The following is a 26,047-nucleotide window of genomic DNA, read 5'->3' on the forward strand; positions in this document are numbered from 1 at the left end:
ATGTGATTAGATTTTGCCGACCAAAAGCCGTTGTCCTATTTTGATATCAAAACTTTCCAGATGATTCCATTGTTGCAACTGCTCTACTGTTACGTTGTAACGTTTCGCAATACCATATAGTGTTTCTTTCGTCTGTACTTCATGATATAATGAGTTGCCATCCCTGACAGGGCCTCCCGTTCCGGCAGGTTGCGATGGTGTGCCCGCAGGTTGAGCAGGAGATGTTGTTGCTACAGGCGCTGCCGGTTTCTCCGCTACAGGCGCAGGCTGCACCGGTGCAGCTGGTTGCGTAGCTGAAGGCTGTGTACCAGCCGGCGGCCTCGAAGTGTATACAGGCTGTGAAGAAGATGGCGACGATGGCACCGGTGTGGCAGGCTGTGTACCTGATGATTGTGCACCGGTTTGTGCAGGTTTGGAAGAATATACAGGCTGCGAAGACGATGGCTGGGTGGCCACAGGTTTTGACGATGCAGGTGTATTCTGCGCCGCACCGCCACCGGTCGATTTCACCTCACCAAGCTTTTTCAGGTCATCCTCCATACCTGGAGGCAGATTACTTTTTGGGGCCGATGTATTGTTCTGTTGCTGTTGCTGTGCTGCGTTCTGCTGTGCTATTTCCTCCTGCCGTTCCATTTCTGTTCTGACATCTTCAACGATTTGCCCGGGCTTAAAGTCGCCCTCTGTAGGGTCTTCTACCGGTGCATTTTTCGCAAGGCGGGGCGCTTTATTAGCGTAACCTGCTAATGCCAGCCGCTCTCCTATTTCCGGTTCCTCTCCTTCCTTCATCTTATTACGACGGCGTAACCAGCGGAGCTGGATACCTTCCGACTGAGCAATGTCGTACATGGTTTCTCCCGCAGCTACTGTATGGTAGTCATTCTTACCTGATTTACCCTTTTTCTGCAGGAAGATGAAAGTTTCTTTCGGTAATGGATCATCATTCGGCAGGTCGTTGTAGTGAACCAGGTTACGCAGTTTGATATCCCGCTGATCGGCTATCTGTATCAGTGAGGTCCCTGCAGGTACCAGTATTACTTTACGATCGTTGATCTGGAACACGCCTTTAGGTGCATTGGCCTTGGTAATGCCGGATGGTTTACCGGTGCCCGCAACGGGCGCTTTAGATGGTTTCGATGCCACCACTTCATCGCCGGTCTTGGCGTTGTTCGTTCCGGCTTTGGTTACCCCTTCTCCCTCCAGCGTGTACTGCTGTAAGTTGTAATCTTCAATGAGTTTTATGAGCTGCTGCGGATAGGTGTTGCTGGTGGCATATCCTGCCTGTTTCAGCCCATAGGCCCATGATTTATAATCTTCTTCCTGGAACTGGAAGAGGAACGCATACCGGGGATTGTTCCGCAAAAAATCTGAGTGATCTTTATAGGAATCGGCTGCAGATGGATATTTGCGGAAGCATTCCTGGCGGGCATCATCATCATACCTGACACTTTCGCCGGCCCAGTTGTTCTTACATTTTATGCCGAAATGGTTGTTGGAGTTTTGCACCAGCCAGCTGCCGCCAGACTGTGTTTCCAGTATGCCCTGTGCCAGTTTGATGGAAGCAGGTATACCGCTACGCTGCATTTCAGCAATAGCGATGTCTTTATACTTCGCGATATACTGCTGGGTACTCGCGTTTTGCGTTTGAGCCCTCAGCATGGGCATGCAGCCAAACAGGAAGCTACACACTAAAACAGATCTCCTTAGTTGCATGTATGTTGAATTTAATGGGTGCGGTTAGCGTAAGTGGATCAGTTTATCTTTCTGATGATCATCAGGCCGTCTCTGAGCGTCAGCAATAACTGTTCCGCCCTGCCGTCAGCTGCTACTTTTTCGCAGAAACTGATCATTGCTTTGGCATTGGTACTTTGTCTTGATGGTTCCAGTAATGTCTCTCCATGAAAGAGCACATTATCTGCCAGTATAAATCCCCCCGGACGTATCTTATCCCAGACCAGATCGTAATAGTTTCCGTAGCCTGTCTTATCTGCATCGATAAATACCAGGTCGAATACTTCGTCCAGCCGGGTTATAATATCTGCTGCCTTACCGATATGCATTTTTATCTTTCCGGATAATCCTGCTTCCACAAAATAGCGCTGGCACATTTCTTCTCTTTCCTCGTTGATGTCGATGGTGTGCAATACACCTCCCTCCTTTAATCCCTGTGCCAGGCAGATAGCTGAGTAACCGGTATATGTCCCGATCTCCAGTATCTTCAGCGGTTGCAGCATATGGCTCACCAGGCTCAGGAACTGCCCCTGCAACTGGCCGCTTAACATATGCGGTTGCTCTACCTTCAGGTATGTTTCCCGGTGTAACCGTTTCAACACATCTGTTTCAGGACTTGTATACTTTTCTGCAAACGCTTCTACAGCAGCAGGAATTATATCCATGTTGTATAATTTTTGCAAAAATATGGCAATAAATGCTAGAAGTTGGGGCGCAACTTATTTGTTGTGTAGAATACCCTGAAGTATTCCACAACTTCGTCGGCTGTATCAAACAGCTTTAACAGGCCCAGATCTTCCGGCGAAATATTGCTTTCCTTTTCCATCATGGTGCTGCGGATCCACTCCAGCAGCCCGCTCCAGTATTCCCTGCCCACCAGCACCATTGGGGTTTCCGTCATTTTCTTGGTCTGGATAAGTGTGGCTACTTCGAAAAATTCATCCATGGTGCCGAAGCCGCCGGGCATCATGACAAAGCCCTGTGAATATTTAGTGAACATTACTTTACGCACAAAGAAGTAATCAAAGTGCATGTTCTTGTCATGGTCAATATACGGGTTGGGGTTCTGTTCATGCGGCAGTGAGATATTCACACCGACAGATTTCCCTTTTACTTCCTGCGCTCCTCTGTTGGCGGCTTCCATAACACCGGGGCCTCCCCCCGTGATAATGCCGAAGCCTTCATCCGCCAGTCGTTTGGCGATATCGTGCGCCAGTTCATAATACCTGCTTCCGGGTTTAGTACGTGCAGAACCGAATATAGAGATACAGGGGCCCATTTTTGCGAGAGATTCAAAGCCATCCACGAACTCGGCCATGATCTTGAATATCTGCCAGCTGGAATGTGCTTTTGTTTCTGTCCAGTCTCTCTCCTTCAAATGCATTAAACGATCGTTCATTACTGAGAGTTGTTTGTTCTATAATTGGCTAAAATACTGAAAAACTGCCGGGATTATGACAGCGAATATAAAGCAGCAGGACAGTTAAGACACAGATCAGTCCCCCATCATGTCCATTGAGCATATATGGATGGCGTTAACTAAAGCAACATTGCTGAAGCTGATGGGGCAACAATGCTTAAAAAGAAGCAGGTAACTTGAAAGAAACCCGCTTAACATTTAACACGTTATGAACATGTAGTTGCCGTTGTTTGACATACCACATAATTTTTATCCATAGCTGGCCATAACGCATAACGTTCAATGCTTTTTCCTTTCCAAGTTAGTAGTGGTGTAATAATGACAGCCTGCATGTACAGGCATGTGAACAGTACAGTGTTTTCATACAACGTGGTTTAGTTTCATCATATTGACCTTGAGGGGGGCCAATTTTTACTTAAAATACAGATAATCTTTGTTAATTCCTAACATGATAAAAACTATTGGGAATTAACAATTAACGCTGCCGGGTTATGCGGGAAAACTGGTGTATAAAGACGCAGGCGCTGGGGCAGCTTGTCGCAATATGCGCGCGCCTGTATCTCATATCCGTATCCATATTTCATATTTGATATTTGATATCCGATATCTCATATTAGTAGCCCAATGCCTCATATATCGGGTTGCGCCCTGCTACTTATGGGAGGCAGCTAAGTAGCAGAAAAACAAAAGGGATCAGGCATTAAATGCCTGATCCCTTTATCAAACTAATTTTACCCTTACAATCCGATAGTCGCACCCACACGCAATATCAGCCCATTCTGGTATGGAGACCTGCTATCCTGCAGTACATCATACAAAGCCATAATACTGAATGCTGCATTGCCTCCGATAGGTTGTGTATAGCCACCTCCCATCAGCAAGCTGCTCACGCCATAGCTGTCCTTGACCACTGTTTTCGGATCAGTGTCATAATAGGTGCTTTTGAGATTAATGTGATTATATTCCGGCTGGATGTGTATAAAAAGGAAATCCAGCGGATATACGCGGCCCCATACGCCACCGCCAAAAATGCTGTACTGGTTACGCTGACCGGTATTACCGTAGTAATCGCGGAAACGCTCGGACCCGTATTGCGCATTGATGGCGAGACCTGCCGCAAATAACTGGGAAATACGATAACCCACCAGCGGGGATATATTGATATTGGTATAATCTCCAAATGCCAGTCCCATGGAGCCACCTACAATGAGGCGGGAGGCATCAAATTCTTTCTTCCTGGTTGTATCTGTTTTGTAATACTGTGCATGTACCAGTTGTACAGCTGTCAGCAGTAAAAAACACAACAATAAACGTTTCATATTACTGTCCTTTTAAATGGTTTATCATCAATCAAAAATCTTTCCCCTGTTCAGTATATTGGATGGGTCAAACACCTGCTTGATCTGCCGCATCAATTGCATGGAGGTGTTATCGAATATCACATCCATATAACTTTTCTGTACCAGGCCTATTCCATGTTCTCCGCTGATGGTGCCTCCCAGTTGCTTTACCAGCAGGAAGATCTCGCGGATACCTTCTTTCAGCGTACCGTTCCATTGCTCTTCCGTCAGTTCTCCCCGGATGATATTCACATGCAGGTTACCATCGCCCGCATGTCCGTAACACACAGAATGGAAACCATATTTACGTCCTATGTCTTTTACACCTTTCAGCAACACCGGTAGTTCTGCCCTTGGTACTACAGTGTCTTCCTCTTTATAAACAGAATTGGCCTTGACAGCTTCCGCCACCCGGCGGCGCAATTTCCAGAGCTCTTCTTTCTGCTGATGATCTTCTGCAAAAAGGATCTCCCCACAGTCGAACTCAGTCACTACGCCTGCGATTCCTTCCATCTCCTGCATCAGCACATCGGGATAGTTTCCGTCCACTTCTATCAGGAGGTGGGCCTGCACATCATCTTCTATTTTAACAGTGCTGCTGTCTACATACTTGCTCACCCAATCCAGGGCATCCCTTTCCATGAATTCCATGGCGGAAGGCGTGAACCCTGCCCGGAAGATAGCGCTTACTGCTGCACAGGCATTTTCAGCAGACCGGAAAGGCACCAGCATCAGGAGGTTGAACTTCGGCAGTGGTATCAGGCGGAGTACGATCTTGGTAACAATGCCCAGTGTACCTTCACTACCTACCACCAGCTGCGTCAGGTTGTAGCCGGTGGCATTTTTCAGCACATTAGCCCCCGTCCAGATCACATCCCCGGAGGGAAGTACCATTTCCAGGTTCAGCACGTAGTCCTTCACTACCCCATATTTAACAGCTTTAGGCCCTCCGGAGTTCTCTGCAATATTCCCCCCGATAAAGCAGGAGCCTCTGCTGCTGGGGTCGGGAGGATAAAATAAGCCCTTTTCTTTTACAGCGTCCTGCAATACCTCTGTGATCACACCGGGTTCAGTGGTCACCTGCAGGTTCCTTTCATCCAGGTCAAGGATCCGGTTAAACCGTTCCATGGAGATAAGCACACCGCCCCATTGTGGCAATGCGCCACCGCTCAGACCTGTACCACCGCCGCGGGGCGTGACCGGCAGGCCTTCCTGCTGGCACAAGCGCATAATGCGGCTCAGTTGTTCGGTAGTATCCGGTTTCAACACCACCTCTGGCAGATAGTGCAAATCTTCTGTTTCATCATGTGCATAGTTGTCCAGGTGCTCTGTATCAACTATCACATACGCCGTCCCTACTATCTCACGAAAAGCTTCGAGATGGCGGGTATTTACTTTCGCAAAATCGATCATGTAACAAAAATAGGAAAAAGCATCCTGTTAAAACGAAGGACAAATAACAGACCTTCTGGCGCCTGTAAAACTACGGTTGGGATACAAGCCGGTATAAACAATACCAATCTCATAAGCGCCGCGGCGGTTATTGAACTGTGCCAATGATGATGTGGTTACGTCGTAACTGAACATGATCTTCACCCTGTTCAGCTGATATCCCACCAGGAATACGGCCGCGTCGTTCATACGGTAATAGGCGCCACCATACAACTGTGTTCCTCCGTCGCCGGAAAGATTATAGGCCAGGTTACCACCAAACACTTTCTCTGTAGCTCTGGCCTGCCTTGCGTAGTAGGCGGAGGGATTCACTATCACTTTATCGCTCAGTTTAAAGCTTCCGTTCAGGAAGGCGATGTACCGGCGTGCAATCTCATTATCTCCTGCGAAGAATGTTTCCCTTGGTGTATTGATGTGTTGTGCCGATACACCGACATTAATGTAGATATTGTCTGTAGGGAAATAGGCATAGTTCATCCCTACCTGCATATCAAAGTAAGAGATCTTTGTCTGGCTGAAAGGTTCTGCAGTAGGTACCTGGGCGTCAAAGAACTTTCCATTCCACTGGTCGCCGAAGGTCAGTTTCGTTACATCTACCCTTTTACTGGCAGATCCTACATTGAAGCCCAGCGATAACAGGCTGCTCTGTCCCAGCAACTGGTGATAGGCGATAGATGCGTATGCTTTGGTGGAGGTCAGATTACCACTGCCTGCCACGTCCCTTAATACTACACCGCCTAAACCTAACCAGCCATATTCAAGCCTGTCACGGAACAACTGAAAATCTCCAAAGACTGACATGGTCTTATAAGGAACCGGGATACTGGCCCACTGGTTACGGTAATTGATGCCGATACGGTAGTTGCCGTCCGGAATGAAGCCTGTATTAGCAGGGTTTGTAAGGAGCGGTGAATTGAAGTACTGCGAGAAATGCATATCCTGTGCATTCCCTTCCAATGTTGCGGTTAACAACATTATACAACCTGCGATGTGTTTAAAAATCTGCTTCATATCATCATCTTAACAAGGTTACACTTCCATTCTTGGTGGCTGTGGTACCGTCACTGAACTGTACGTTGATCACATATGCATAGGCGTCCATTGGTTGCACTGCACCTTTAAAGCTTCCGTCCCATCCTATCAACGGATCAATGGATTCAAACACCATCTGGCCCCAGCGGTTATAGATCTTCATATTAAACTTGGCAATACCAAATCCTTTTACCAGGAATACATCATTTACACCATCCCTGTTCGGTGAGAACGCGGATGGGATATCAAACAGCGGTATTACGATAGCACTCACCTGCTTGTGGGCTGTATCCGTACAACCCGCGCTGTTTGAGGATATTAGGTATACATCAAATATTCCGGTCTTGTTGTACTGGTGCGCCGGATTCGTTTGTGTAGAACCCTCTCCGTCTCCAAATTCCCACAGGAAGCTGACAGCATCAGGAGAAGACTGGTTCGTAAAAGTGACAGGCGTATTTTCCACCGGTTTCGTTGGTGCAAAAGTAAAGTCGGCTGTTGGCGGCGGGAACACGTTGATCACCATGGTGGTGTCGTCGGTTTTGTTACAGGTGTTGTTATCTACTACATGTAACGATACCGGATAACTGCCCGCATTAGGATATATGTGTACAGGATTCACTTCAGTTGATGTAGTGCCGTCACCGAAGTCCCATGCAAATGTTTCACCTCCCAGGGTCGTATTCACAAACTCAATGGTAGCAGGTACACAGGTGCTGTCGGGCGCAACGAAAGAAGCCCTTACATTCTGTGCTACACGCAATGGTACCGTATCGATATGCGGTGCATTACAATAGTTCGTATCCACGAGGGTCAATGTTGCGTTGTACACGCCTTCTGCCGCATAGCGGTGCGTAGCTGGGAAATTGCCTGGCCCTACTGGAATTGAAGGTGTATTATCACCGAAATTCAACGTAAAGGAAGTAGCGGTGAAAGGAGGATTCGGTGGCGTTAGTGCAGCGAAATTGAACTGGTAATTCAGGTCTTCACATGGCGGGAGACGCTGCGCTGTCATATCAAAGTCAGCCCTGTTTGTACGGATACGCAGATCCAGTACTGCTGTATCGCAACCATTGCAACTGGCAGGATCACATTTGATGAGCGTTACCCTGTAGTTGCCCGGATTGTTGTAAGTATGCTGAATGGTGTCTTTACCGGTTACAGGTGCGGAACCATCTCCGAAATTCCATGTCCAGGTCTGTGCCGGTATACGTGTAGTATCAACAAAAGTAATGGTAGCCGGTACACAATAATTCGTTCTTCTTTCCAGTGTTTTGATACCTGCCTTTACACCATCCAGGTTGAAGGCGATCTTCAGGGCGCCGAGGTTACAGTTAGGCGGAGCTGTTGTTGCATATGCTCCCGGTGTAGTCGGATAACGGGGCCTGAAGTCTGTTCTGTTGGTTGGGCACCATGCACAGATACCCTGGTAGATCACCCCGTTACGATCAAAACGGCTGGTACCGCCATCCACATGCTCATAAGTACCATTACCACCAAAGTAGCTGCCAAACAGGATATCGGTAGCATCGCGCTGTAATACGAAGAAGTAGAAGTCCTGGGTATCCGTGGTACGCTGTAAAGGATTCTTCAGCGGCAATCCTGCTGTATTGGAATTCGGATAATGCAGGTCAATGTCAATACCGCCACCCCATCCGGATACGTACACGTTTTCACAACGGTCTACCAGGAAAGCTACCGGTGAGATACTGGGCGTCGAAGCCCCTTTCCCGAAGGTAGTGGAGTACACGAATGCTGACAGGTCTGGCTGCAGTTTCGAAATGAATTGTTTTGAGTTGTCATTGTAAAATGTGCCTGTATTAGGCGCCTGCTGTACAGGCCAGGTACCCTCTGTGGTACCCATGATGTATACAAAACCTTTGGAGTCCAGCTGGATGCCATACACCTGGTCGGCCGCCACCGTGTTGGCGCCCATATAGGTACTCTGCAATATACTTGTACCGTCGGCGCTGATATGTGCAATAAAACCATCGCATATGCCGCCTCTGTAGGATCCATAGATGGGATTTCCCCTGATCGGGAAATTGTTGCTGGCAGTACCGCCGGCAACATACAATGTACCGCCGTTCAAGGCCAGTACATAGGCTGCATCTTCCTTACTGCCACCAATAAAGCTGGCCCAGAGCAGGTTGGAACAATTCTGATCTATTTTGAGTATCACGCCGTCCTGTGCACCGCCGAAAGCCGTCTGAAAGGCGCCGGATGTTACCGGGAATCTATCAGAGCGGGTACAGCTGGCCACATAGATATTGCCGGTGTTGTCTATCACCACTTCGCTACGGGCATCATCACCATAGTTACGCAGCAGCACAGAAGCGCCCAGGGTTCTGTCTTCCCTGATATTCACACCGTCATCGCCAGGACTGGCCACAATCATAGAACCGATGATGGCGGAACCTGTGGCATTGAGCTTTGTAACGGCAATATCCCATCCACCACGGTTGCCGACTACTACCGGCTGACCGTTATTGGAAGCGGCGCCGGGAAAATTGCCGGAGGTAGTTCTTCCTGAGATCACCAGGTTACCGGCAGGATCTACAAAGAGACTATGTGGCTGTTCCTTACCACCGCCACCCAGGTAGGTGGCATATATCAGGTTACGGCCATTTGCAGAAAACTTGCTGATACCGATATCAAAACCACCTTCAGCATAAGTATTCTGCACTGCACCGGGCGTAACAGGGTATCCTACATTGAATACAATACCACCGCCATAGAAGGCGCCCACATTGTCGTAGGTAGCAGTGAACCCCCAGTTATCAGCCTGTGAGCCCGATACGGTGGAAAAGATGTAGGAAGGATCTATCACCAGGGGATAATTACTATCATATTTGCCGGAGACCTTGAACTTCAGTTTCAATCCGCTCAGTACATAAGATACTTTCACGGATACACGCTGATTGTCAATGTACTGATATGCAAAGGGCATCTGTTCTGTAACGGTACCTACGGAGGTTGTGATGATCAGCTGTTCTTTTTTGATCTCCAGTTTGTCCACGCCTGTATATTGCAGCTGTATCTGGGAAGGATCAGCGCCGGGTTGTACGATGAGGTCATATTTCAGCACACCTGCTTCCGAATACACCTGCATGTCAACGCCCTTGTACAATGCCTTGTAATTAACGAGTTGATAAGATCTTACACCGGAGGCCCATTTTTTAGGGTCATTGCCGATGAAGTAGTTGGCATAACTTTCAGACGCTTTTTCGGCAGTGATTTCAGGCGTTCCGGCGTTCAGGAAGCTCACCTCATATGCATGCCCTTTTACTTCGGGAAGCGGCAGCGTTCCACCAGCATCGCCATCTTCCTTCCGGGCAGCTGCATTATTTACAGCGCCGGACTTCACGTTGGCAGCATAGCTGGGATCGGGCACCCATACAACAGAATCTTTACCACCATGTGCATGGCCATGTATCCTTTCGGCCAGCGCATCGCGTTGTTTTTTGTCCTGTAGCAGGAATGTAAAGCCTGTACGTTTGAGAAAGGCGGCCCCTCCGCCCATATCAGTTTTATAAAGGAAATCACCGTTCCACTGTCCTTTGTTCTCAGTAAACTGCAGGGGTTTGTTGTCATAGATTTCCTGTACCTGCACCTGCGCACTGGCCATTACGCCCGTAAAAAGCGAAAAAAGGAAAGCCAAGCAGCCTATAGGGAAAGTAAAATTCAACGGAGTAGATTTAAAATGTTTATTCCTAGTTCTTTATCACTTATATAATACGTAATAACGCAGACAGCGGTACATTTGTTACCGCAAGAACAGCGCCAAATCAATTAGTAGCATTATCCCAAAACGCCGGCGGTTATTAATATAGATGGCGGAAACGGGCCGGAGTTTAAAATAAGTCAATATACCAGCTTGCCGGGGCGCATTTAAATAATAAACGTAAAAGTTGCTCAGGAAATTTTACTCCACTGAGATTTTCCTTGCTGGGCGGCCAGAAACCGCTGTAAGGATTGATTCTCAGGTGCTGACAAATCCGGATCTTCCTGTAGTATTTTTTCCGCACTGGCGCGGGCGGCTTCCAGTATGGGCCTGTCCTCCACAATATCGGCCAGTTTCAGGTCAAGCAGCCCACTCTGGCGGGTACCTTCGATATCGCCGGGGCCCCGCAGTTCCATATCTTTCTCAGATATGACGAAACCATCATTTGTTTGTACCATTACCTGGATACGTTCTTTTGAATCGGCGCCTACCTTGTTGCCCGTCATGAGGATACAAAAGGACTGTTCCGCTCCCCTTCCCACGCGCCCGCGCAGCTGGTGCAACTGGGAAAGGCCGAACCTTTCGGTGCTCTCAATCACCATCACGGAGGCATTAGGTACGTTCACCCCTACTTCTATGACCGTAGTGGCTACCATGATCTGCGTATCGCCTTTTACAAAACGCTGCATGTTGGCCTCTTTCATTTCTACCGGCTGGCGGCCATGCACCATGCTGATATAATATTGGGGCTCAGGGAAAAACGCTTTCACCTCCTCATACCCTTTCATCAGGTTTTCATAATCCAGCGTTTCAGAATCTTCAATTAACGGATATACGATATATGCCTGCCGGCCTTTCCTGATCTCGTCTTTAATAAAATCCATGACCTGGGGCCGCTGGAACTCCGTACGGTGTACCGTCGTAATAGGTTTACGGCCCGGCGGCAGCTCGTCAATGACCGACACATCCAGGTCTCCGTATACGGTCATGGCCAGGGTGCGGGGAATAGGAGTTGCCGTCATGACAAGTATATGTGGTGGTATAACGTTCTTTTCCCAAAGGCGGGCACGCTGTGCTACCCCAAACCGGTGTTGTTCATCAACAATGGCCATACCCAGGTTCTTGAAAACGACCTGGTTTTCCAGCAGAGCATGGGTGCCGATCAGCAGATGGATCTCCCCTTCTTCCACTTCTTTCAGGATCTGCTTCCGGGCTTTACCCTTCACATTGCCGGTAAGCAGCGCCACCTTTACCGGCATATTTTCCAGCAGGCCGGCAATACTTTTATAATGTTGCTGGGAGAGGATCTCGGTAGGCGCCATCAGGCAGGCCTGAAAACCATTATCGACCGCCAGCAGCATGGTAAGCAGGGCAACCATTGTTTTTCCGCTACCCACGTCGCCCTGTATAAGGCGGTTCATTTGCCTGCCGGTGGTGGTATCCTGACGGATCTCTTTCAGTACGCGTTTCTGCGCCCCTGTCAGTGAGAAAGGCAGGTGATGATTGTAAAATGTGTTAAATGCTTCGCCTACGGTATTGAAGATGAAACCGTGCGACAACTGCTGCCGCCTGATCTTCAGCCGGCAGATCCTGATCTGGGCAAGGAACAGCTCTTCAAATTTCAGCCTGCGGCGGGCCTGGTTAGCATCATCCTCTCCCGCCGGCAGGTGGATCTTAAAATAAGCTTTTGCCCGGTCCATCAGCCGGTATTGCTGCAGGATGGACTGGGGAATATTTTCAGGTATCTCTCCGGGAGACAATTGTTCCAATAAAGACTTTGTCAGCTTGCCGATGGCTTTAGCTGTCAGACCCCGGGCTTTTAGTTTTTCAGTAGTATAATAGACCGGTTCCAGGAAAGGTTTCCCGGCGGCAATTTCTTCCGTCAGCAGGTCCATTTCGGGGTGCGACATCTGCAGGTAGCCATTGAAAACAGAGATCTTCCCGAATACCAGGTAAGACACGTTCTGCTGCAGCGACTTTTCCATCCATTGCCAGCCCTGGAACCATACCAGCGATATCTCTCCGGTTTCATCCCGCAGGGTGGCCACCAGCCTTTTAGCGCGCTTATCTCCTATCACTTCCAGGCGGGTGATCTTTCCGCGGATCTGTACATAATCCATCTGCATATGCAGACTGATGATCTTTTCCACTTTTGTGCGGTCCACATAGCGGAAAGGAAAATAATACAGCAGATCCCTGAAGGTGTGGACTCCTATCTCTTTGCGCAGCAGTTCTCCCCGCTGGGGGCCTACTCCCTTCAGATACTCTATCGGATTGGATAATATGGCGTTTTTAAAATCCATAGACGACATTCCTCAGACAGGTGAATGTTCCCGGCCTGCGGACATGCTATTTTGCTTTTTTAAAGGTCAGGCTTTTCTCAATAAGCAGGGCACAAAAATAACGAGGATGTATCAAAAATAAACGAAGGTCCTGAAATCGCTTAAATACTGGCCCTTCTCTGCAAGTGCATGAATAAAAAGAGGCTGTACTTTGGATACAGCCTCTTTAGAATATTATTGGTAACTGGTGTTTACTCAGCTTCTACCTTACCTTCCACAAATTGCTTCATCCATTCTGTAGTAACGGATTTAGGTCTTTCGAGAGAGAAACCAAGCGCACGGTCCCAACACAGGGAAGCCAGTACACCCAGCGCGCGGGATACGCCGAACAATACAGTATAGAATTCATATTCTACCAGGCCATAATGTACCAGCAGTGCACCGGAATGCGCATCTACGTTAGGCCATGGGTTCTTGATCTTACCGAGGCTTTCCAGGATCGGTGGCACGGTTTCATATACCAGCCATACGATACGTACCAGCTCATCGTCAGACAGGTGTTTCTTTGCAAACTCCATCTGTGCGGTGAAACGGGGATCTGTCTTACGCAGCACAGCGTGACCGTAGCCGGGTACTACTTTACCTTCGCTCAGGGTCTTACGTACGTAATCTTCGATCTGCTGTTTGGTAGGCATACCACCACCCAGCTCTTCACGCATGTCAAGTATCCACTTGATCACTTCCTGATTAGCGAGACCATGCAGCGGACCAGCCAGACCGTTCATACCTGCAGCGAATGACAGGTAAGCATCGCTCAGCGCAGAACCTACCAGGTGGGTAGTATGTGCGCTCACGTTACCGCCTTCGTGGTCAGCGTGAATGGTCATATAGAGACGCATCAGTTCTTTGAAGCCTTCATCTTCATAACCCAGCATGTGAGCAAAGTTACCAGCCCAGTCCAGGAGACCGTTCGGTTGTATGTGGTTGTTGTTCTTATATTTACGGCGATAAATATACGCAGCGATACGTGGCAGACGGGCAATGAGATCCATTGCATCGTCGTACATCACGCTCCAGTAATCCTTTTTATTCATGCCTTCTGCGTAAGCTTTCGCAAAAGCAGATTCTGTCTGCATGGCCATTACACCTACGGTGAACATGGTCATCGGGTGCGTAGTCACCGGCAGGGCGTCTATAGCAGCAAAAACGTGGTTAGGCACATGAGAGCGGCGTGCCCACTGGTTAGAGAGGTGCTGCACGTCTGCTTCTGAGGGCAGTTCTCCTATCAACATCAGGTAAAATAATCCTTCCGGCAAAGGCTCAGCACCACCTTTAACTTTTGGCATTTTCTCCCTCAGTTCCGGAATGGAATATCCACGGAAACGGATCCCTTCGTTTGCATCCAGTAATGATGTTTCTGTCACCAAGCCAGTGATGCCACGCATTCCCTGGTATACCTGGGCCAATGTAACATCCTCTATCTTCTTATTGCCATGGTTCTTCACGAGGTCCTTCACTTCCGCATTGAGCTCATCGGCCTTTACCTTGAATTTTTCTTTTATATACCCCATTTTAAACTGTTGATTAGGTAATGATAACAAAAAATCGGATCAATTGTCAAAAGTAATGATTTGTTGAAAACTTTAGCTGCTTATAATCATGGAATTACAGGTAACTATTAACGAAATAACTTTCAAACAACTGATTTCCAATATACAAATAAGTAAATATTAATGTTACGCACGATAAATTAAAGAAATGTGAAATTTTATTTCGGCGCCCGCAGATACAGCCAGAAAGCCAGCCCTCCAAACAGGAAGTTAGGTATCCACACCGCCAGCAAAGGATTGAGGTCTGCCTTAATAGAAAATACCGTGGCAAACTGCAGGAAGATAATGTAGCTGGCGCTGATCACTATTCCCACAGCCAGGTGTAATCCACTTCCTCCCCTTACTTTTTTAGAAGCAATAATCCCACCAATCAGTGTAAGGATGATCACTGCCCCGCAGGAGGCTGTACGCCTGTATTTTTCAACATAGAATATGTTCAGTCCTTCTGCCCCTCTCAGCTCCTCCCTGGCAATGAACCTGTTCAGTTCGGGAGTTGTCATGGCCTCCTGTATATTTGACTCTTCGTACATCTCTTTCGGATGCAGGGCAATCTTTATCGAAGTATCTGTTTTCGTCCACCAGTGTTCCTTCAGCCCGTTGATAGAGCGCATGGTCACGTAGTCCAGTTTCCACATATTGGTGGTAGAGTCCCAGGTCACCCTGTCGGCCTTCATCTTGAACATAATGTTCTGTCCATGCACGTCTTCCAGCAGGAAGTTGGCGCCACTTTTATAGTTAGGGTCATAAGATCCGAAAGTGACATAGGTAAAACTGTCCACGCGGATGGTCTTATCATATATATTCTGCTGAGCCGACTGTTTATGCACATAGGCATTTTCGAACTTGGTCCTGATCTTATTGGCTATAGGCACGGTCCACCTGTTCCCCAGCCACAGCAGGCCTCCGAAAAGGAGCGCTCCTATCCAGTAGGGGCGTAAAAAGCGGCGGAAACTGACCCCGCTACACAGGATGGCGATGATCTCAGTCCTGTAAGCCATCTTGGAAGTGAAGAAGATCACAGAGATGAAAATAAAGAGCGGGAACAACAATGCGGCGATATGCGGGATAAAGCCGAAGTAGTAGTCTACTACGATCGTGTAGAAAGACAGGTTATTATTCATGAAGTCGTCAATCTTCTCCGTCACGTCTATCACTACGGAAATGATCAGAAGGATCATGAGGGAGTAAATAAAGGTACCTATGAACTTACGTAGGATATACCAGTCTATCTTTGTCATATAAGGGCAAGATAATATAAATCTAAAGTCTTTGTTTCAACTGTGGCACCATAGTATTTTTCCAGCTGGCGTAATTACCGGCCAGGATCTGCTTCCTGGCTTCCTTCACCAGTTCCAGGTAAAAAGCAATATTATGGATACTGGCCAGCTGCATCCCCAGGATCTCCCCCGCGGCAAATAAATGGCGCAGGTAAGCCTTGGTGTAACGGTTGCTGGCAAAACAGGCACTGTTCTCATCTACCGGGGTAAAATCGGTCGCCCATTTCTTGTTTTTGATATTTATTACGCCATTCCAGGTGAACAGCATACCATTACGTCCGTTACGGGTAGGCATTACGCAATCGAACATATCTACCCCCAGGGCAATATTCTCCAGGATGTTCCAGGGAGTGCCCACCCCCATCAGGTAGCGGGGCTTCTGTTCGGGCAGGATATCGCATACCAGTCCACACATTTCATACATATCCTGTTCCGGCTCGCCTACGCTCAGGCCGCCGATGGCATTGCCGGCACAATCCCTGGCGGCGATCTCTGTAGCCGAGATAGTACGCAGGTCTTTATAGGTGCTGCCCTGTACAATAGGGAACAAGGTCTGCTCATGACCATAGGCGGGTTGTGTTTCCGCCAGGCGTTTGATACAGCGGTCCAGCCAACGGTGGGTCAGTTCCATCGACTTTTTGGCATATCGGTATTCCGAAGGGTATGGCGGGCATTCATCAAAGGCCATAATAATGTCGGCCCCGATGGTCCGCTGGATGTCCATTACATTCTCCGGCGTGAACAGGTGACGGGAGCCATCGATATGTGACTGGAATACAACCCCCTCCTCCTTGATCTTGCGGTTGGCTGCCAGGGAAAACACCTGGTATCCGCCACTGTCTGTCAGCAGGGGTCTGTCCCAGCCATTAAATTTATGTAACCCACCTGCCTGCGACAGTACATCCATACCGGGGCGAAGGTACAGGTGATAGGTATTTCCCAGGATGATCTGAGCCTGCACATCATCGCGCAACTGTTCCTGCGTCACTGCTTTTACACTGCCTACAGTGCCTACCGGCATGAAAATAGGCGTTTCGATCCTGCCGTGACCTGTGGTGATCTCGCCGGCACGGGCTTTACTGTTGCTATCTGTTGTTATCAGTTCAAAATTCATCTCGGTATCTGAATGCTTGAGGCTATTCCTGCCATTTTCAGGGGGCAAAAATAAGGGGAATTATGCAGAAACCTTCATTCGGGGCCGGGAAAGCACCCGTCTCTCCGGGCGATTGTAAACAGTTCATTCTCATTAAAAAATCTTTTTTTCCACAGGCTTATACAGATAACTAAAAACGTATATATTTGTTGTTGCTATGTTGTATAACTTGGGCTTATTAGCCTTTTACGCTTTTGCTACCGTTGCAGCCATACAAATATTGTATTACCTGTTTTTCTTTTCCCGGGTAGCTTTTTATCGCCGTACCTTCGAAAATGATATCGATCCCGATAAGGAATGCTCCGTTATCATCTGCGCGAAAGACGAGGAGCTGAATCTTCAGAAGAATTTGCCGTCGGTGTTGTTGCAAAGGTATCACGACAAGAAAAAGCCGGCATATGAGGTGATCGTAGTCAATGACAATTCTGAAGACGACACCAAGTATTACCTCCGTTCTATCGAGCCCGGATATCCTCATTACCGCCATATCGAGATCAAACAAGCCGCCAAATTCATCCCCGGAAAAAAATTCCCGCTCTCCATGGGCATCAGAAGTGCCAGATACGAAAACATACTGCTGACAGATGCTGACTGTAAACCTGCCAGCACCTATTGGCTATCACTGATGAGCCAGGGATTTACGGATGGCAAAGAGATCGTACTGGGTTACAGTCCTTACGAGAAGAAACCGGGCCTGTTGAACAAGGTGATCCGCTACGAGACCTTTTTCAGTGCATTACAATACCTTTCTTTTGCCCTCAGCGGCATCACCTATATGGGCGTAGGCCGTAACCTGGCTTACAAACGCGAACTGTTCAACCGTCATAAAGGCTTTACAGCACACCACCATATTGCCTCCGGCGATGACGACCTGTTTGTCAATGCAGCTGCCAACCGGCATAATGTGGGGGTGGTGATCAACAAACAAGCCTTCACTTATTCAGAACCAAAGACCAGCTGGAAGAAATGGTTTCAGCAGAAGACCAGGCATATGTCCACCGGCAAGCATTACCGCTTCAGTCATAAGCTCCTGCTGGGCCTGTTCTCTTTAAGTCACTTTTTATTCTATCCGCTGTTCTTTGCAAGCATCTTCTATGAACCGTTGCGCATATATACGCTGGCTATTTTCGGAGGAAAACTGCTTTTGCAATCTGTGATCTCTTTCATGGCGATGCGCAAACTGGATGAGTCAGACCTCTTCAAGTTCAGCCTGTTCATGGATTTCTTTATGTGCTTATACTATATTATCCTCACTCCTGCCCTGCTGTTCAAGTCAAAGAACAGGTGGTAGTAGTGAACTACAAGACATACCGGCGGCTGTCTCAAAAAGAGGCAGCCGTTTTTTATTGGTACATCCTCTTTACATTTGCATCAATTTACAGACCATCACTACAATCATGGATATCGTACTCAAATACTTCTCTGACTTTACGGATACACAATTAGCGCAGTTAAAGGCCCTGGCAGGTTTATACCAGGAATGGAACGAAAAGATCAATGTGATTTCCCGTAAAGACATTGACGCCTTGTACGAGAAACATGTGCTGCACTCCCTCAGTATTGCGGCCATTGCCGACTTCCCGACAGGGATGCAGATACTCGACCTGGGCACGGGCGGTGGCTTCCCTGGCATTCCCCTGGCCATCTTCTTCCCGGAAGTGCAGTTTCACCTGGTAGATTCCATCGGTAAAAAGATCAAGGTGGTGCAGGGCGTATCCGAGGCGCTGGGCCTGAAGAACGTCAGTTCCGCCCATACACGCGTCGAAGATATCAAAGACCGTAAGTTTGACATGGTAGTTTCCCGTGCAGTAGCGCCATTGAAAGACCTGTGGCGCTGGAGTAAGCCGGTTTTGAAGAAAGCGCCCGCCCATGAACAGCAACCCGGACTGATCTGCCTGAAAGGCGGCGATCTGACCGGGGAGATAGCAGATAGCGGTGTACGTCCCCGCCTGACGAATATCTACAAACTGTTCCCGGAAGAATTTTTCCTGGAAAAGCACATTGTTGTAGTAAATAAATAATTGAAAATCAATAGCTCTCACAAAATAAGCCCGGAAATATTATAAAAATTTCGTAAACTGTAAAATATCCATTCTGTTTTTTCGTCTCCCTTAGTAAGATGAAAGAATTGCTCCTTAAAAAAACGCCTCTGGCTATGGCTGCAGAACAAAATGAGCGCATCCAGGAAACGGTGCGGCAGGAGCGCAAACGCTTACTTCATTTTATCCGGAAACGGGTGAATAATGTAGCTGACGCGGAAGACATATTACAGGACGTTTTTTACCAGTTTACAGAATATTCCCGCCTGGGGAGTCAGATCGACTCTATTACCGCCTGGCTGTTCACTGTAACCCGTAATAAGATCACCGATTGGTTCCGTAAGAAACGCGAATCCACCTTCAGCGAACATACCCGTGAGCAGGATGGAGAAGAGACCCTGTTCCTTTCAGAAATGATAGCCGACCCGGGTGCGCTGAGTGATGCGCCCATGACCCGTAAAGTAATAGCCGAGTCTATTATGGAAGCTATTGATGAATTGCCCGGGGACCAACGCATGGTGTTTCTGCAACATGAAATAGAAGGCAAGTCCTTTAAGGAGATGTCTGCCGAAACAGGTATATCCGTCAATACCTTATTATCCAGAAAAAGATATGCAGTGCTGTACTTACGTGAACGGCTGGCGGAACTGTATAAAGAGCTTTTAAAAGATTAAAAACATTATATATGAAACGTCGTACTCCGAAGATTGTGCATGTGTTAAAGTTCATTGTACTTGGCGCCATCTTCTTTTGTTTCATTGGCTTCGCCGTTCAGATACTCTGGAACTGCCTGATACCAGACCTCTTCCACGGTCCGCTCATTACCTTCTGGCAGGCCATTGGTCTTTGCCTGCTTGGTAAACTCCTCTTCGGATGGCATGGCAGCGGTGGCGGCCCCTGGGGTATGCGTGCCAAGCAACAATGGCGCAGAAAAATGATGGAGAGAATGGAAAATATGTCAGAGGAAGAAAGAGATAAACTGCGCGAGAAATTACGCCGCTGCGGTATGCCCAACCGCTGGGGAAACGAAGGCTTTTACAATGAACCAAAAGATCAGCAGAAAACAGAAACAAATCCATAATGCAAAGTTTAGCTGTAAACTACTTAACACCATTTGCCATGATAGGTATATTCAAAACCAATATAGCTACACAGGAAGACAGGCAAAATATACTGCAGGCTATCCGTAACAGATTTGAAGTAGGTCATTGCCATGTTGACCTGGAGGACTGCGATAAGGTATTACGCATTACAGAGATGAAAGTGCAGGAAGATGATGTGATTGAATTTGTAAAGAAGCAGGGATTTTACTGTGATGTGCTGGAATAGCAAGCCGTTTTTTAGATAGATAGACTATTGTCATAGAAAGGCTGTTCTGAAAGGAACGGCCTTTTTTATTTACCATAAAAAAACAGGTTGCCTTCTTTCAAAAGCAACCTGTTATCATCAGAAATTATTTAGCTGTTATCTTGTCATTACATTATTACTCCTATCCAAATCCGCCATTCTTGCACTCGGATCAATTTCAATGCTGGCGATCTCGCTCAGCGGCATATCTACTTCCACATCATAAGTCCTGTTAGTCCATGGCCAGTAATCATGTACGACACGGGGCGTGCTGTCTTCCGCAGGCTTGGAGCCGAACATCAGGGACATGGGCACGTAATGCATCACTTTCTTACCATCTTTCGCAGTGATCAGCAGGTCTATCGGCATAGGCATCTTATCGATACGCTTCAGCCTTACAATTGTTTTACCGCTGTTCTCAAATGCAGTGTCGATACCATAGTCAATATGCTTAGTGGTATATACAAAGTACTGTTTATACCAATCCAGTTGCAGACCACTTTCTTTCTCCATCACACGAACAAAATCGTTCACATTGGGATGCTTGAAACGCCATTCCCAATAGTATCTTAAAAGCCCTCTGTCACGCACAGCAGCACCGATAATGTACCCCAGCTGTTCCAGGAATACCGCTCCTTTTGAATAGGCAGACTGACTGTAACCAAAGTTGCTGTTATAATGATCGGAGTGTGTGCTCAAAGGTTCTTCATAACCGCTTCTTACCAGAGAAAAATAACCATTGTACGCACCTGTCTGAGGCGAAGGTGACCTCAGAGAATCCAGTGTGTGATATACTACATTGTTTTCAGCGAAAGTAGTGAACCCTTCATCCATCCATGGATAGAGGCTTTCATTGGTTCCCAGCATGCCCTGGTACCAGGTGTGCATCCATTCATGTGCAGCCAGACCGTATAAGCCTTCTATTTTGCCATTGCCCATGATCAGTGTAGCCATCGGATACTCCATACCACCATCTCCTCCCTGTATGAAGGAATAGCTCTTGTAAGGATAAGGACCATAATGTGCTTTAATGTATTTATAGGCATCAGGGATCATTTTGGCTAATTGCGGCCAGGTATTTTTCGTAATATCATTCTCGATGTAGAAGAAATGTGCTGTAAAGCCATCCACCTGCTGCGTGATATGTTTATAGTCAGGATCTGCCGCCCAGACAAAGTCATGCACATTAGGCGCCGAGAAATGCCAGGTCAGCTTATCGCCTGCCGGGCGCAACACCTTTGTGCCGGCCATTTCATAGCCATAGCCGATCTGGTTAGGATTCTGCAGATATCCGGTAGCTGCTACGACAAACTTTTTATCGATAGCGATTTTCACATCATAGTCGCCCCATACACCATAGAACTCACGGGCGATGTAAGGCGTAGGATGCCATCCTTCATAGTCATACTCACACATCTTAGGATACCACTGCGCCATGGAGTAATCCACACCTTCGGAGTTGTTACGGCCGCTGCGCCGGATCTGTACAGGCACCTGCGCTTCAAACTCCATATCAAACGTAGTAGTGGTATGCGGCAGGATAGGCTTAGCCAGGGGTACTTCGAGGATGGTACCAATAACGTTATATGACTGGCTGGCGCCATCTCTTTTCAGCGAAAGGATCTTCTGATAACCGATCTGGTCGGGTTGCAGTTTGGAAATACGGTCTGTTACACGGCCGTCCCAGTCACGTCTTTCATTACCGTTCTTGTCCCTGTATATCACCGTTTGTCCCAGTTCACGGCTGCGCACATCCATCATGCTGTTGGGCTGGAATGCGTTCCAGTAAAGGTGATAAAATACCTTAAACAGGGTGTCGGGTGAATTGTTGGTGTATTGCAGTTTCTGTTTGCCGCTAAAGCGGTGGGCAGCAACATCCATATCGATGTCCATCACATACTTTACTCTTTGCTGCCAGCGGTCCGATTGAGCCTCTGTGCTTTGCCAACCGGCAATGAACAGGCATGCCAGCAGGCATTTCATTACTCTCGTTTGCGTCATCCTTAAGTTCTTGTTTGCGTTAAATTGAGTTACGTTGATCTGAGATTACGTTAATCTAAGTTTATTATCGATATGAATTTGCATGAAATTGACAAGCGGGTTTTATGCTTTACCTTCGACAACGAGGACGATTTCCCCCTTTACCCCTTTTTCGTTAAAATAATCATGCACCTCCTGTAAGGTACCTCTTTTATTCTCTTCAAACATTTTGGTCAGTTCCCTGCTAACGCAGCACTGGCGGTCTGGTCCGAAGTAGGTAATCAGGTCGGCCAGTGTTCTGACCAGCCGCTGGGGAGATTCATAAAACACCAGTGTACGCTCATCCGTAGCCAGCTGGGTAAACAGGGTATGACGTCCCTTTTTCAGGGGCGGAAATCCTTCAAAAGCGAAACGGTTCATCGGGATACCGCTGTTGACCAGTGCCGGTACAAAGGCAGTAGCGCCTGGCAGGCATTCAACGGGTATGCCTGCCCTGTTACATTCACGTACCAGGAGAAATCCCGGATCGGAAACGCCCGGGGTACCTGCATCGGTGATGAGGGCCATGGTCTTACCTGCCTGGAGCTGCTGTACCAGGTGCTGCAGGACTTTATGTTCGTTATGCTGATGGTAGGGAGTGATGGGCTTATTGATATTGTAATGCTTCAATAAGATCCCTGAGGTGCGGGTGTCTTCCGCCAGCACCAGGTCCGCTTCTTCCAGTACTTTGACTGCGCGGTAGGTGATATCGGCCAGATTGCCTATAGGAGAAGGAACAAGATATAACTTCATACAATTGCGGATTACAAATTACGAATTACGAATGACATGCAGCGACGATCATAGATGCTATAGGCTCATTCGTAATTCGACATTCGTAATCCGTAATTGCTGATTTTTTACTGGATGCTTACTTCGAAAGATTCCATTACCTGGTTAGCCAGCAGTTTCTGACAGGCCACTTCAGCCAGTTGTTTAGCTTCTTCTTTGGTAGCAGCATCTATCTGCAAGGTGATATGTTTGCCAATCCTTACGTCGTGTACATTGTTGATGCCCAGGTTCTTTAAACCACTCATTACCGCCTTACCCTGAGGGTCCAGTAATTCTTTCAGCGGCATCACATTAATATGTGCAGTAAACGTCATTTTTAAAAATTTTGACGCAAACCTAAGATATAAATCGCAAAAAACAACTACTTAACGGCATTACCGGTAGAAGGTTTTGACATAACAGACAGCAGAACGTAGCACACAAAGACAAAAGGCACGGTGGCAAATTTCAGTACAGGAATGCCTGCTACCGACAGTGCCACCAGCACTAAACGGGCCCAGTTGGGCCTGAGCTGCAGACTTTTAAACTTCAGGCTAAGCATTGGTATTTCCGCTACCATGAGGTAGCACAACAGGGCGATGATGGTATACAGCACCCAGATATTCTGCAGCCAGTGGGCCAGGTTGAACGGATTGTACAATATGATCAGCGGGAAGGAAGCCACCAGCAATCCTACCGCGGGTGTGGGTATACCGATAAAATTCTCCGACTGACGGGTATCCAGGTTGAACTTCGCCAGCCTGTAAGCGGCAAAACAAGGTACCAGCAGGGCCGGCGCAAGGTTCACGTAAGACACGTCAAATACATCGGGCATACGCATATAAGCGCTGCGCAGGAGGCGGAACAGCATCAGTCCCGGTACCAGTCCAAAACTGATCACATCTGCCAGGGAGTCCAACTCCCGGCCAAAAGGCGATTGCAACTTGAGCCACCTGGCTGCCAGTCCGTCGGTAAAATCAAATAAAGCGGCCAGCACCACCATGGCAGAGGCCCAGTAAACCGGCTCCGGGTTGGTGATTGTATACTCTACGCCGTTGAACTCCGCGATGTACTGCGGAGCATGCAGGATATAAATAACGGCCAGGGCGCCGCAAAAAAGGTTGCTGAGCGTAAGGATGTTAGGTAGTTGCTTCATTTGTATTCAAGCCGATCGCCTATGGAAATGTATCCATAGACGATCGCACATTTTTAGCATTAAATATTTAGTAAATATATACACTATTTCTTCATCAACGACTCTATCTCCTCAGCAGTGATCGGAATATTCTTCATGAGGTCCACATTGCCCCCCGCTGTCAGCCATACATTGTTCTCTATGCGGATACCCATTTTTTCTTCCTCAATATAGATACCGGGTTCTATTGTCATCACGGAATTTTCCGGGATGGGCTGATGGAATGACGGTCCCAGGTCATGTACACCTATTCCGAGGTGGTGGGAAATGCCATGGTAAAGGTATTTGCGATAGGCTGGTGATTCGGGATCCTGGTTTTTGATGTCTTCCTCTTTCAGCAAACCAATCTTCACAAACTGTTTTCCCGCTTCCACACCAACCATATCATGATACTTCGCGATGGTCATGCCCGGCCTGAGGATGGATTTCGCATAGTTATGCAGATGGAGACAGGCATCGTATACCTCCCGCTGGCGGGCGGTGAACTTACCATTTACAGGCACGGTACGGGTCAGGTCTGCATTGTAACCACCATAGGCAGCGCCGAAATCCATCAGTATCAGTTCCCCGTCCTTACATTCCTGGTTGTTGAATATATAGTGGAGAATGCGCGCACGGTCGCCGCTGGCGATAATGGAGCCATATGCCTCTCCGTCTGCCCTGTTGCGCAGGAATTCATGCAGGATCTCTGCATGGATCTCATGTTCCCATACACCAGGACGGATAAACTGCAACAAACGGCGGAAGGTCTTTTCTGTGATGTCTATTGCGTGCTGGATCACCTTCACTTCTTCTGCCGACTTAACAGCACGCAGTTTCTTAAATATAACGGCCGCGCGCAGGTAATTATGCAAGGGGTAACGGCTGCGCAGCTCATCTGCATAGCGGTAATCCCTTACAGGTACCAGGCTGGATTTGCGGTTATTTTCGTTGGTGTTGAGATAAATGTTGGTGGTATCATGGATCCATGGCTGCAGTAAAGCGTCCAGGGAATCCAGCCATACTACCGTAGAGATACCGGAAACAGCGAAAGCCTCATCCTTTCGCAGACGGTGACCGTCCCATTTTTCCTTGAGCTCGTTAGGACGGACCAGTACCAGCACTTCCCTGTATTTCGGGTCCGGATTATCGGGGTACAATATAACCATCGTATCCTCCTGCTCTATACCGGTCAGCCAATACAGATCTGCATTCTGCTGGAACTTATGAAGTGCGTCCCCGTTGGTTGGCAGCTCATCGTTGGAATTGATGATAGCGATGGACTGGGGCTGCATTTCTGCAATAAAGCGCTGGCGATTCTTTATGAAGATCTGTGAGTCTAATGGTAAATGTTTCATATTCTTTTTTTACGGTGGTGTATGTAAATGCGCGTCAAACCTACTGAAATTTCACAATAAGCACCATCTTCTCTTTCCGGCCGGAAACCTGTCCTGTTCCATACTCTGACAAGGGCGCTTCTGCCGTATGAAACATAAAGCGTACTTTCTATGAGAGACCGCAACTTTTCAGGTGGAATTCAGGAGAAGACAGAAATAAATATCGGATAACATTTACGACGCTGTAATATAATGAAATATACTATTGTACAGGATAACAATAAGTGTACGACCACCACTTAATTCTTTACCATTTCCTACAAAACAGCCAGATCCATTTTAGAT

General features: G+C 47.7%; 21 protein-coding genes. 5 read left to right on the plus strand and 16 right to left on the minus strand.

What is annotated here, in order from left to right; translation table 11 throughout:
- Nucleotides 1–6: 6 nt before the first annotated feature.
- The 11 genes from MYF79_RS30240 to tgt form a co-directional block, all read right to left on the minus strand.
- Nucleotides 7–1,710 (minus strand): glucosaminidase domain-containing protein, encoded by a 1,704-nt coding sequence (locus tag MYF79_RS30240; RefSeq protein WP_247811569.1) that lies wholly within the window; start codon nt 1,708–1,710, stop codon nt 7–9.
- 38 nt (nt 1,711–1,748) lie between these two features.
- Nucleotides 1,749–2,393 carry an O-methyltransferase gene (locus MYF79_RS30245; protein WP_247811570.1) on the minus strand — a complete coding sequence of 215 codons (645 nt, stop codon included), beginning with the start codon at nt 2,391–2,393 and terminating at the stop codon, nt 1,749–1,751.
- A gap of 35 nt (nt 2,394–2,428) precedes the next feature.
- The gene (locus tag MYF79_RS30250; protein ID WP_199653227.1) at nt 2,429–3,127 is read right to left on the minus strand and encodes a TIGR00730 family Rossman fold protein; all 699 of its coding nucleotides are present in this window, start codon (nt 3,125–3,127) and stop codon (nt 2,429–2,431) included.
- A gap of 758 nt (nt 3,128–3,885) precedes the next feature.
- A complete protein-coding gene (locus MYF79_RS30255; protein ID WP_247811571.1) occupies nt 3,886–4,467 on the minus strand; it encodes a hypothetical protein in 582 nt (193 codons plus the stop codon).
- 27 nt (nt 4,468–4,494) lie between these two features.
- Nucleotides 4,495–5,901, minus strand: coding sequence for an FAD-binding oxidoreductase (locus tag MYF79_RS30260; protein WP_247811572.1), 1,407 nt, complete (start codon nt 5,899–5,901; stop codon nt 4,495–4,497).
- Between the two features lie 27 nt (nt 5,902–5,928).
- On the minus strand, nt 5,929–6,951 hold the full coding sequence (locus MYF79_RS30265) for a PorP/SprF family type IX secretion system membrane protein (protein ID WP_247811573.1): 1,023 nt from the start codon (nt 6,949–6,951) through the stop codon (nt 5,929–5,931).
- Nucleotides 6,952–6,955: 4 nt separating this feature from the next.
- Complete coding sequence (locus MYF79_RS30270) at nt 6,956–10,657, minus strand: PKD domain-containing protein (protein ID WP_247811574.1); 3,702 nt, start codon at nt 10,655–10,657, stop codon at nt 6,956–6,958.
- A gap of 227 nt (nt 10,658–10,884) precedes the next feature.
- Entirely contained in the window at nt 10,885–12,996 is a 2,112-nt protein-coding gene (gene recG / locus MYF79_RS30275; RefSeq protein ID WP_247811575.1) for an ATP-dependent DNA helicase RecG, read from the minus strand.
- A gap of 230 nt (nt 12,997–13,226) precedes the next feature.
- Nucleotides 13,227–14,546: a citrate (Si)-synthase, eukaryotic gene (locus tag MYF79_RS30280; protein ID WP_199653231.1), complete on the minus strand. Its 1,320-nt coding sequence runs from the start codon at nt 14,544–14,546 to the stop codon at nt 13,227–13,229.
- 197 nt (nt 14,547–14,743) lie between these two features.
- Nucleotides 14,744–15,823 (minus strand): LptF/LptG family permease, encoded by a 1,080-nt coding sequence (locus tag MYF79_RS30285; protein ID WP_247811576.1) that lies wholly within the window; start codon nt 15,821–15,823, stop codon nt 14,744–14,746.
- A 22-nt stretch (nt 15,824–15,845) separates the two neighbouring features.
- On the minus strand, nt 15,846–16,976 hold the full coding sequence (tgt, locus tag MYF79_RS30290; RefSeq protein WP_247811577.1) for a tRNA guanosine(34) transglycosylase Tgt: 1,131 nt from the start codon (nt 16,974–16,976) through the stop codon (nt 15,846–15,848).
- 196 nt (nt 16,977–17,172) lie between these two features.
- On the opposite strand from tgt, the gene MYF79_RS30295 reads away from it, so the two are divergent.
- The 5 genes from MYF79_RS30295 to MYF79_RS30315 all read left to right on the plus strand — a co-directional run bounded on the left by MYF79_RS30295 (nt 17,173) and on the right by MYF79_RS30315 (nt 20,383).
- A complete protein-coding gene (locus MYF79_RS30295) occupies nt 17,173–18,306 on the plus strand; it encodes a glycosyltransferase (RefSeq protein WP_247811578.1) in 1,134 nt (377 codons plus the stop codon).
- A gap of 106 nt (nt 18,307–18,412) precedes the next feature.
- Nucleotides 18,413–19,036, plus strand: coding sequence for a 16S rRNA (guanine(527)-N(7))-methyltransferase RsmG (rsmG, locus tag MYF79_RS30300; RefSeq protein WP_247811579.1), 624 nt, complete (start codon nt 18,413–18,415; stop codon nt 19,034–19,036).
- Between the two features lie 134 nt (nt 19,037–19,170).
- Nucleotides 19,171–19,728, plus strand: a complete 558-nt coding sequence (locus MYF79_RS30305) for an RNA polymerase sigma factor (RefSeq protein WP_149693446.1) — start codon at nt 19,171–19,173, stop codon at nt 19,726–19,728.
- 11 nt (nt 19,729–19,739) lie between these two features.
- Nucleotides 19,740–20,135, plus strand: coding sequence for a hypothetical protein (locus MYF79_RS30310; protein ID WP_247811580.1), 396 nt, complete (start codon nt 19,740–19,742; stop codon nt 20,133–20,135).
- Nucleotides 20,135–20,383 carry a hypothetical protein gene (locus MYF79_RS30315; protein ID WP_247811581.1) on the plus strand — a complete coding sequence of 83 codons (249 nt, stop codon included), beginning with the start codon at nt 20,135–20,137 and terminating at the stop codon, nt 20,381–20,383. The genes MYF79_RS30310 and MYF79_RS30315 overlap by 1 nt, the downstream gene beginning before the upstream one ends.
- Nucleotides 20,384–20,518: 135 nt before the next feature.
- On the opposite strand, the gene MYF79_RS30320 is transcribed toward MYF79_RS30315, so the two are convergent.
- The 5 genes from MYF79_RS30320 to MYF79_RS30340 all read right to left on the minus strand — a co-directional run bounded on the left by MYF79_RS30320 (nt 20,519) and on the right by MYF79_RS30340 (nt 25,723).
- Nucleotides 20,519–22,402, minus strand: coding sequence for a M1 family metallopeptidase (locus MYF79_RS30320; protein WP_247811582.1), 1,884 nt, complete (start codon nt 22,400–22,402; stop codon nt 20,519–20,521).
- Between the two features lie 102 nt (nt 22,403–22,504).
- Nucleotides 22,505–23,173, minus strand: a complete 669-nt coding sequence (rsmI, locus tag MYF79_RS30325; protein ID WP_247811583.1) for a 16S rRNA (cytidine(1402)-2'-O)-methyltransferase — start codon at nt 23,171–23,173, stop codon at nt 22,505–22,507.
- A 107-nt stretch (nt 23,174–23,280) separates the two neighbouring features.
- Nucleotides 23,281–23,526, minus strand: a complete 246-nt coding sequence (purS, locus tag MYF79_RS30330) for a phosphoribosylformylglycinamidine synthase subunit PurS (RefSeq protein WP_089828235.1) — start codon at nt 23,524–23,526, stop codon at nt 23,281–23,283.
- A 47-nt stretch (nt 23,527–23,573) separates the two neighbouring features.
- A complete protein-coding gene (locus tag MYF79_RS30335) occupies nt 23,574–24,347 on the minus strand; it encodes a CDP-alcohol phosphatidyltransferase family protein (RefSeq protein ID WP_247811584.1) in 774 nt (257 codons plus the stop codon).
- A gap of 83 nt (nt 24,348–24,430) precedes the next feature.
- Nucleotides 24,431–25,723, minus strand: coding sequence for an aminopeptidase P family protein (locus MYF79_RS30340; RefSeq protein WP_247811585.1), 1,293 nt, complete (start codon nt 25,721–25,723; stop codon nt 24,431–24,433).
- Nucleotides 25,724–26,047 lie beyond the last annotated feature (324 nt).

Source organism: Chitinophaga filiformis, assembly GCF_023100805.1.
Taxonomy (GTDB): domain Bacteria; phylum Bacteroidota; class Bacteroidia; order Chitinophagales; family Chitinophagaceae; genus Chitinophaga; species Chitinophaga filiformis_B.

What these genes read in the sequence shown, in the direction of transcription:
- MYF79_RS30240 (WP_247811569.1), bottom strand. Translation starts at nt 1,710, where the DNA reads ATGCAACTAAGGAGATCTGTTTTAGTGTGTAGCTTCCTGTTTGGCTGC.
- MYF79_RS30245 (WP_247811570.1), bottom strand. Translation starts at nt 2,393, where the DNA reads ATGGATATAATTCCTGCTGCTGTAGAAGCGTTTGCAGAAAAGTATACA.
- MYF79_RS30250 (WP_199653227.1), bottom strand. Translation starts at nt 3,127, where the DNA reads ATGAACGATCGTTTAATGCATTTGAAGGAGAGAGACTGGACAGAAACA.
- MYF79_RS30255 (WP_247811571.1), bottom strand. Translation starts at nt 4,467, where the DNA reads ATGAAACGTTTATTGTTGTGTTTTTTACTGCTGACAGCTGTACAACTG.
- MYF79_RS30260 (WP_247811572.1), bottom strand. Translation starts at nt 5,901, where the DNA reads ATGATCGATTTTGCGAAAGTAAATACCCGCCATCTCGAAGCTTTTCGT.
- MYF79_RS30265 (WP_247811573.1), bottom strand. Translation starts at nt 6,951, where the DNA reads ATGAAGCAGATTTTTAAACACATCGCAGGTTGTATAATGTTGTTAACC.
- recG (WP_247811575.1), bottom strand. Translation starts at nt 12,996, where the DNA reads ATGGATTTTAAAAACGCCATATTATCCAATCCGATAGAGTATCTGAAG.
- MYF79_RS30280 (WP_199653231.1), bottom strand. Translation starts at nt 14,546, where the DNA reads ATGGGGTATATAAAAGAAAAATTCAAGGTAAAGGCCGATGAGCTCAAT.
- MYF79_RS30285 (WP_247811576.1), bottom strand. Translation starts at nt 15,823, where the DNA reads ATGACAAAGATAGACTGGTATATCCTACGTAAGTTCATAGGTACCTTT.
- tgt (WP_247811577.1), bottom strand. Translation starts at nt 16,976, where the DNA reads ATGAATTTTGAACTGATAACAACAGATAGCAACAGTAAAGCCCGTGCC.
- MYF79_RS30295 (WP_247811578.1), top strand. Translation starts at nt 17,173, where the DNA reads ATGTTGTATAACTTGGGCTTATTAGCCTTTTACGCTTTTGCTACCGTT.
- rsmG (WP_247811579.1), top strand. Translation starts at nt 18,413, where the DNA reads ATGGATATCGTACTCAAATACTTCTCTGACTTTACGGATACACAATTA.
- MYF79_RS30305 (WP_149693446.1), top strand. Translation starts at nt 19,171, where the DNA reads ATGGCTGCAGAACAAAATGAGCGCATCCAGGAAACGGTGCGGCAGGAG.
- MYF79_RS30310 (WP_247811580.1), top strand. Translation starts at nt 19,740, where the DNA reads ATGAAACGTCGTACTCCGAAGATTGTGCATGTGTTAAAGTTCATTGTA.
- MYF79_RS30315 (WP_247811581.1), top strand. Translation starts at nt 20,135, where the DNA reads ATGCAAAGTTTAGCTGTAAACTACTTAACACCATTTGCCATGATAGGT.
- MYF79_RS30320 (WP_247811582.1), bottom strand. Translation starts at nt 22,402, where the DNA reads ATGACGCAAACGAGAGTAATGAAATGCCTGCTGGCATGCCTGTTCATT.
- rsmI (WP_247811583.1), bottom strand. Translation starts at nt 23,173, where the DNA reads ATGAAGTTATATCTTGTTCCTTCTCCTATAGGCAATCTGGCCGATATC.
- purS (WP_089828235.1), bottom strand. Translation starts at nt 23,526, where the DNA reads ATGACGTTTACTGCACATATTAATGTGATGCCGCTGAAAGAATTACTG.
- MYF79_RS30335 (WP_247811584.1), bottom strand. Translation starts at nt 24,347, where the DNA reads ATGAAGCAACTACCTAACATCCTTACGCTCAGCAACCTTTTTTGCGGC.
- MYF79_RS30340 (WP_247811585.1), bottom strand. Translation starts at nt 25,723, where the DNA reads ATGAAACATTTACCATTAGACTCACAGATCTTCATAAAGAATCGCCAG.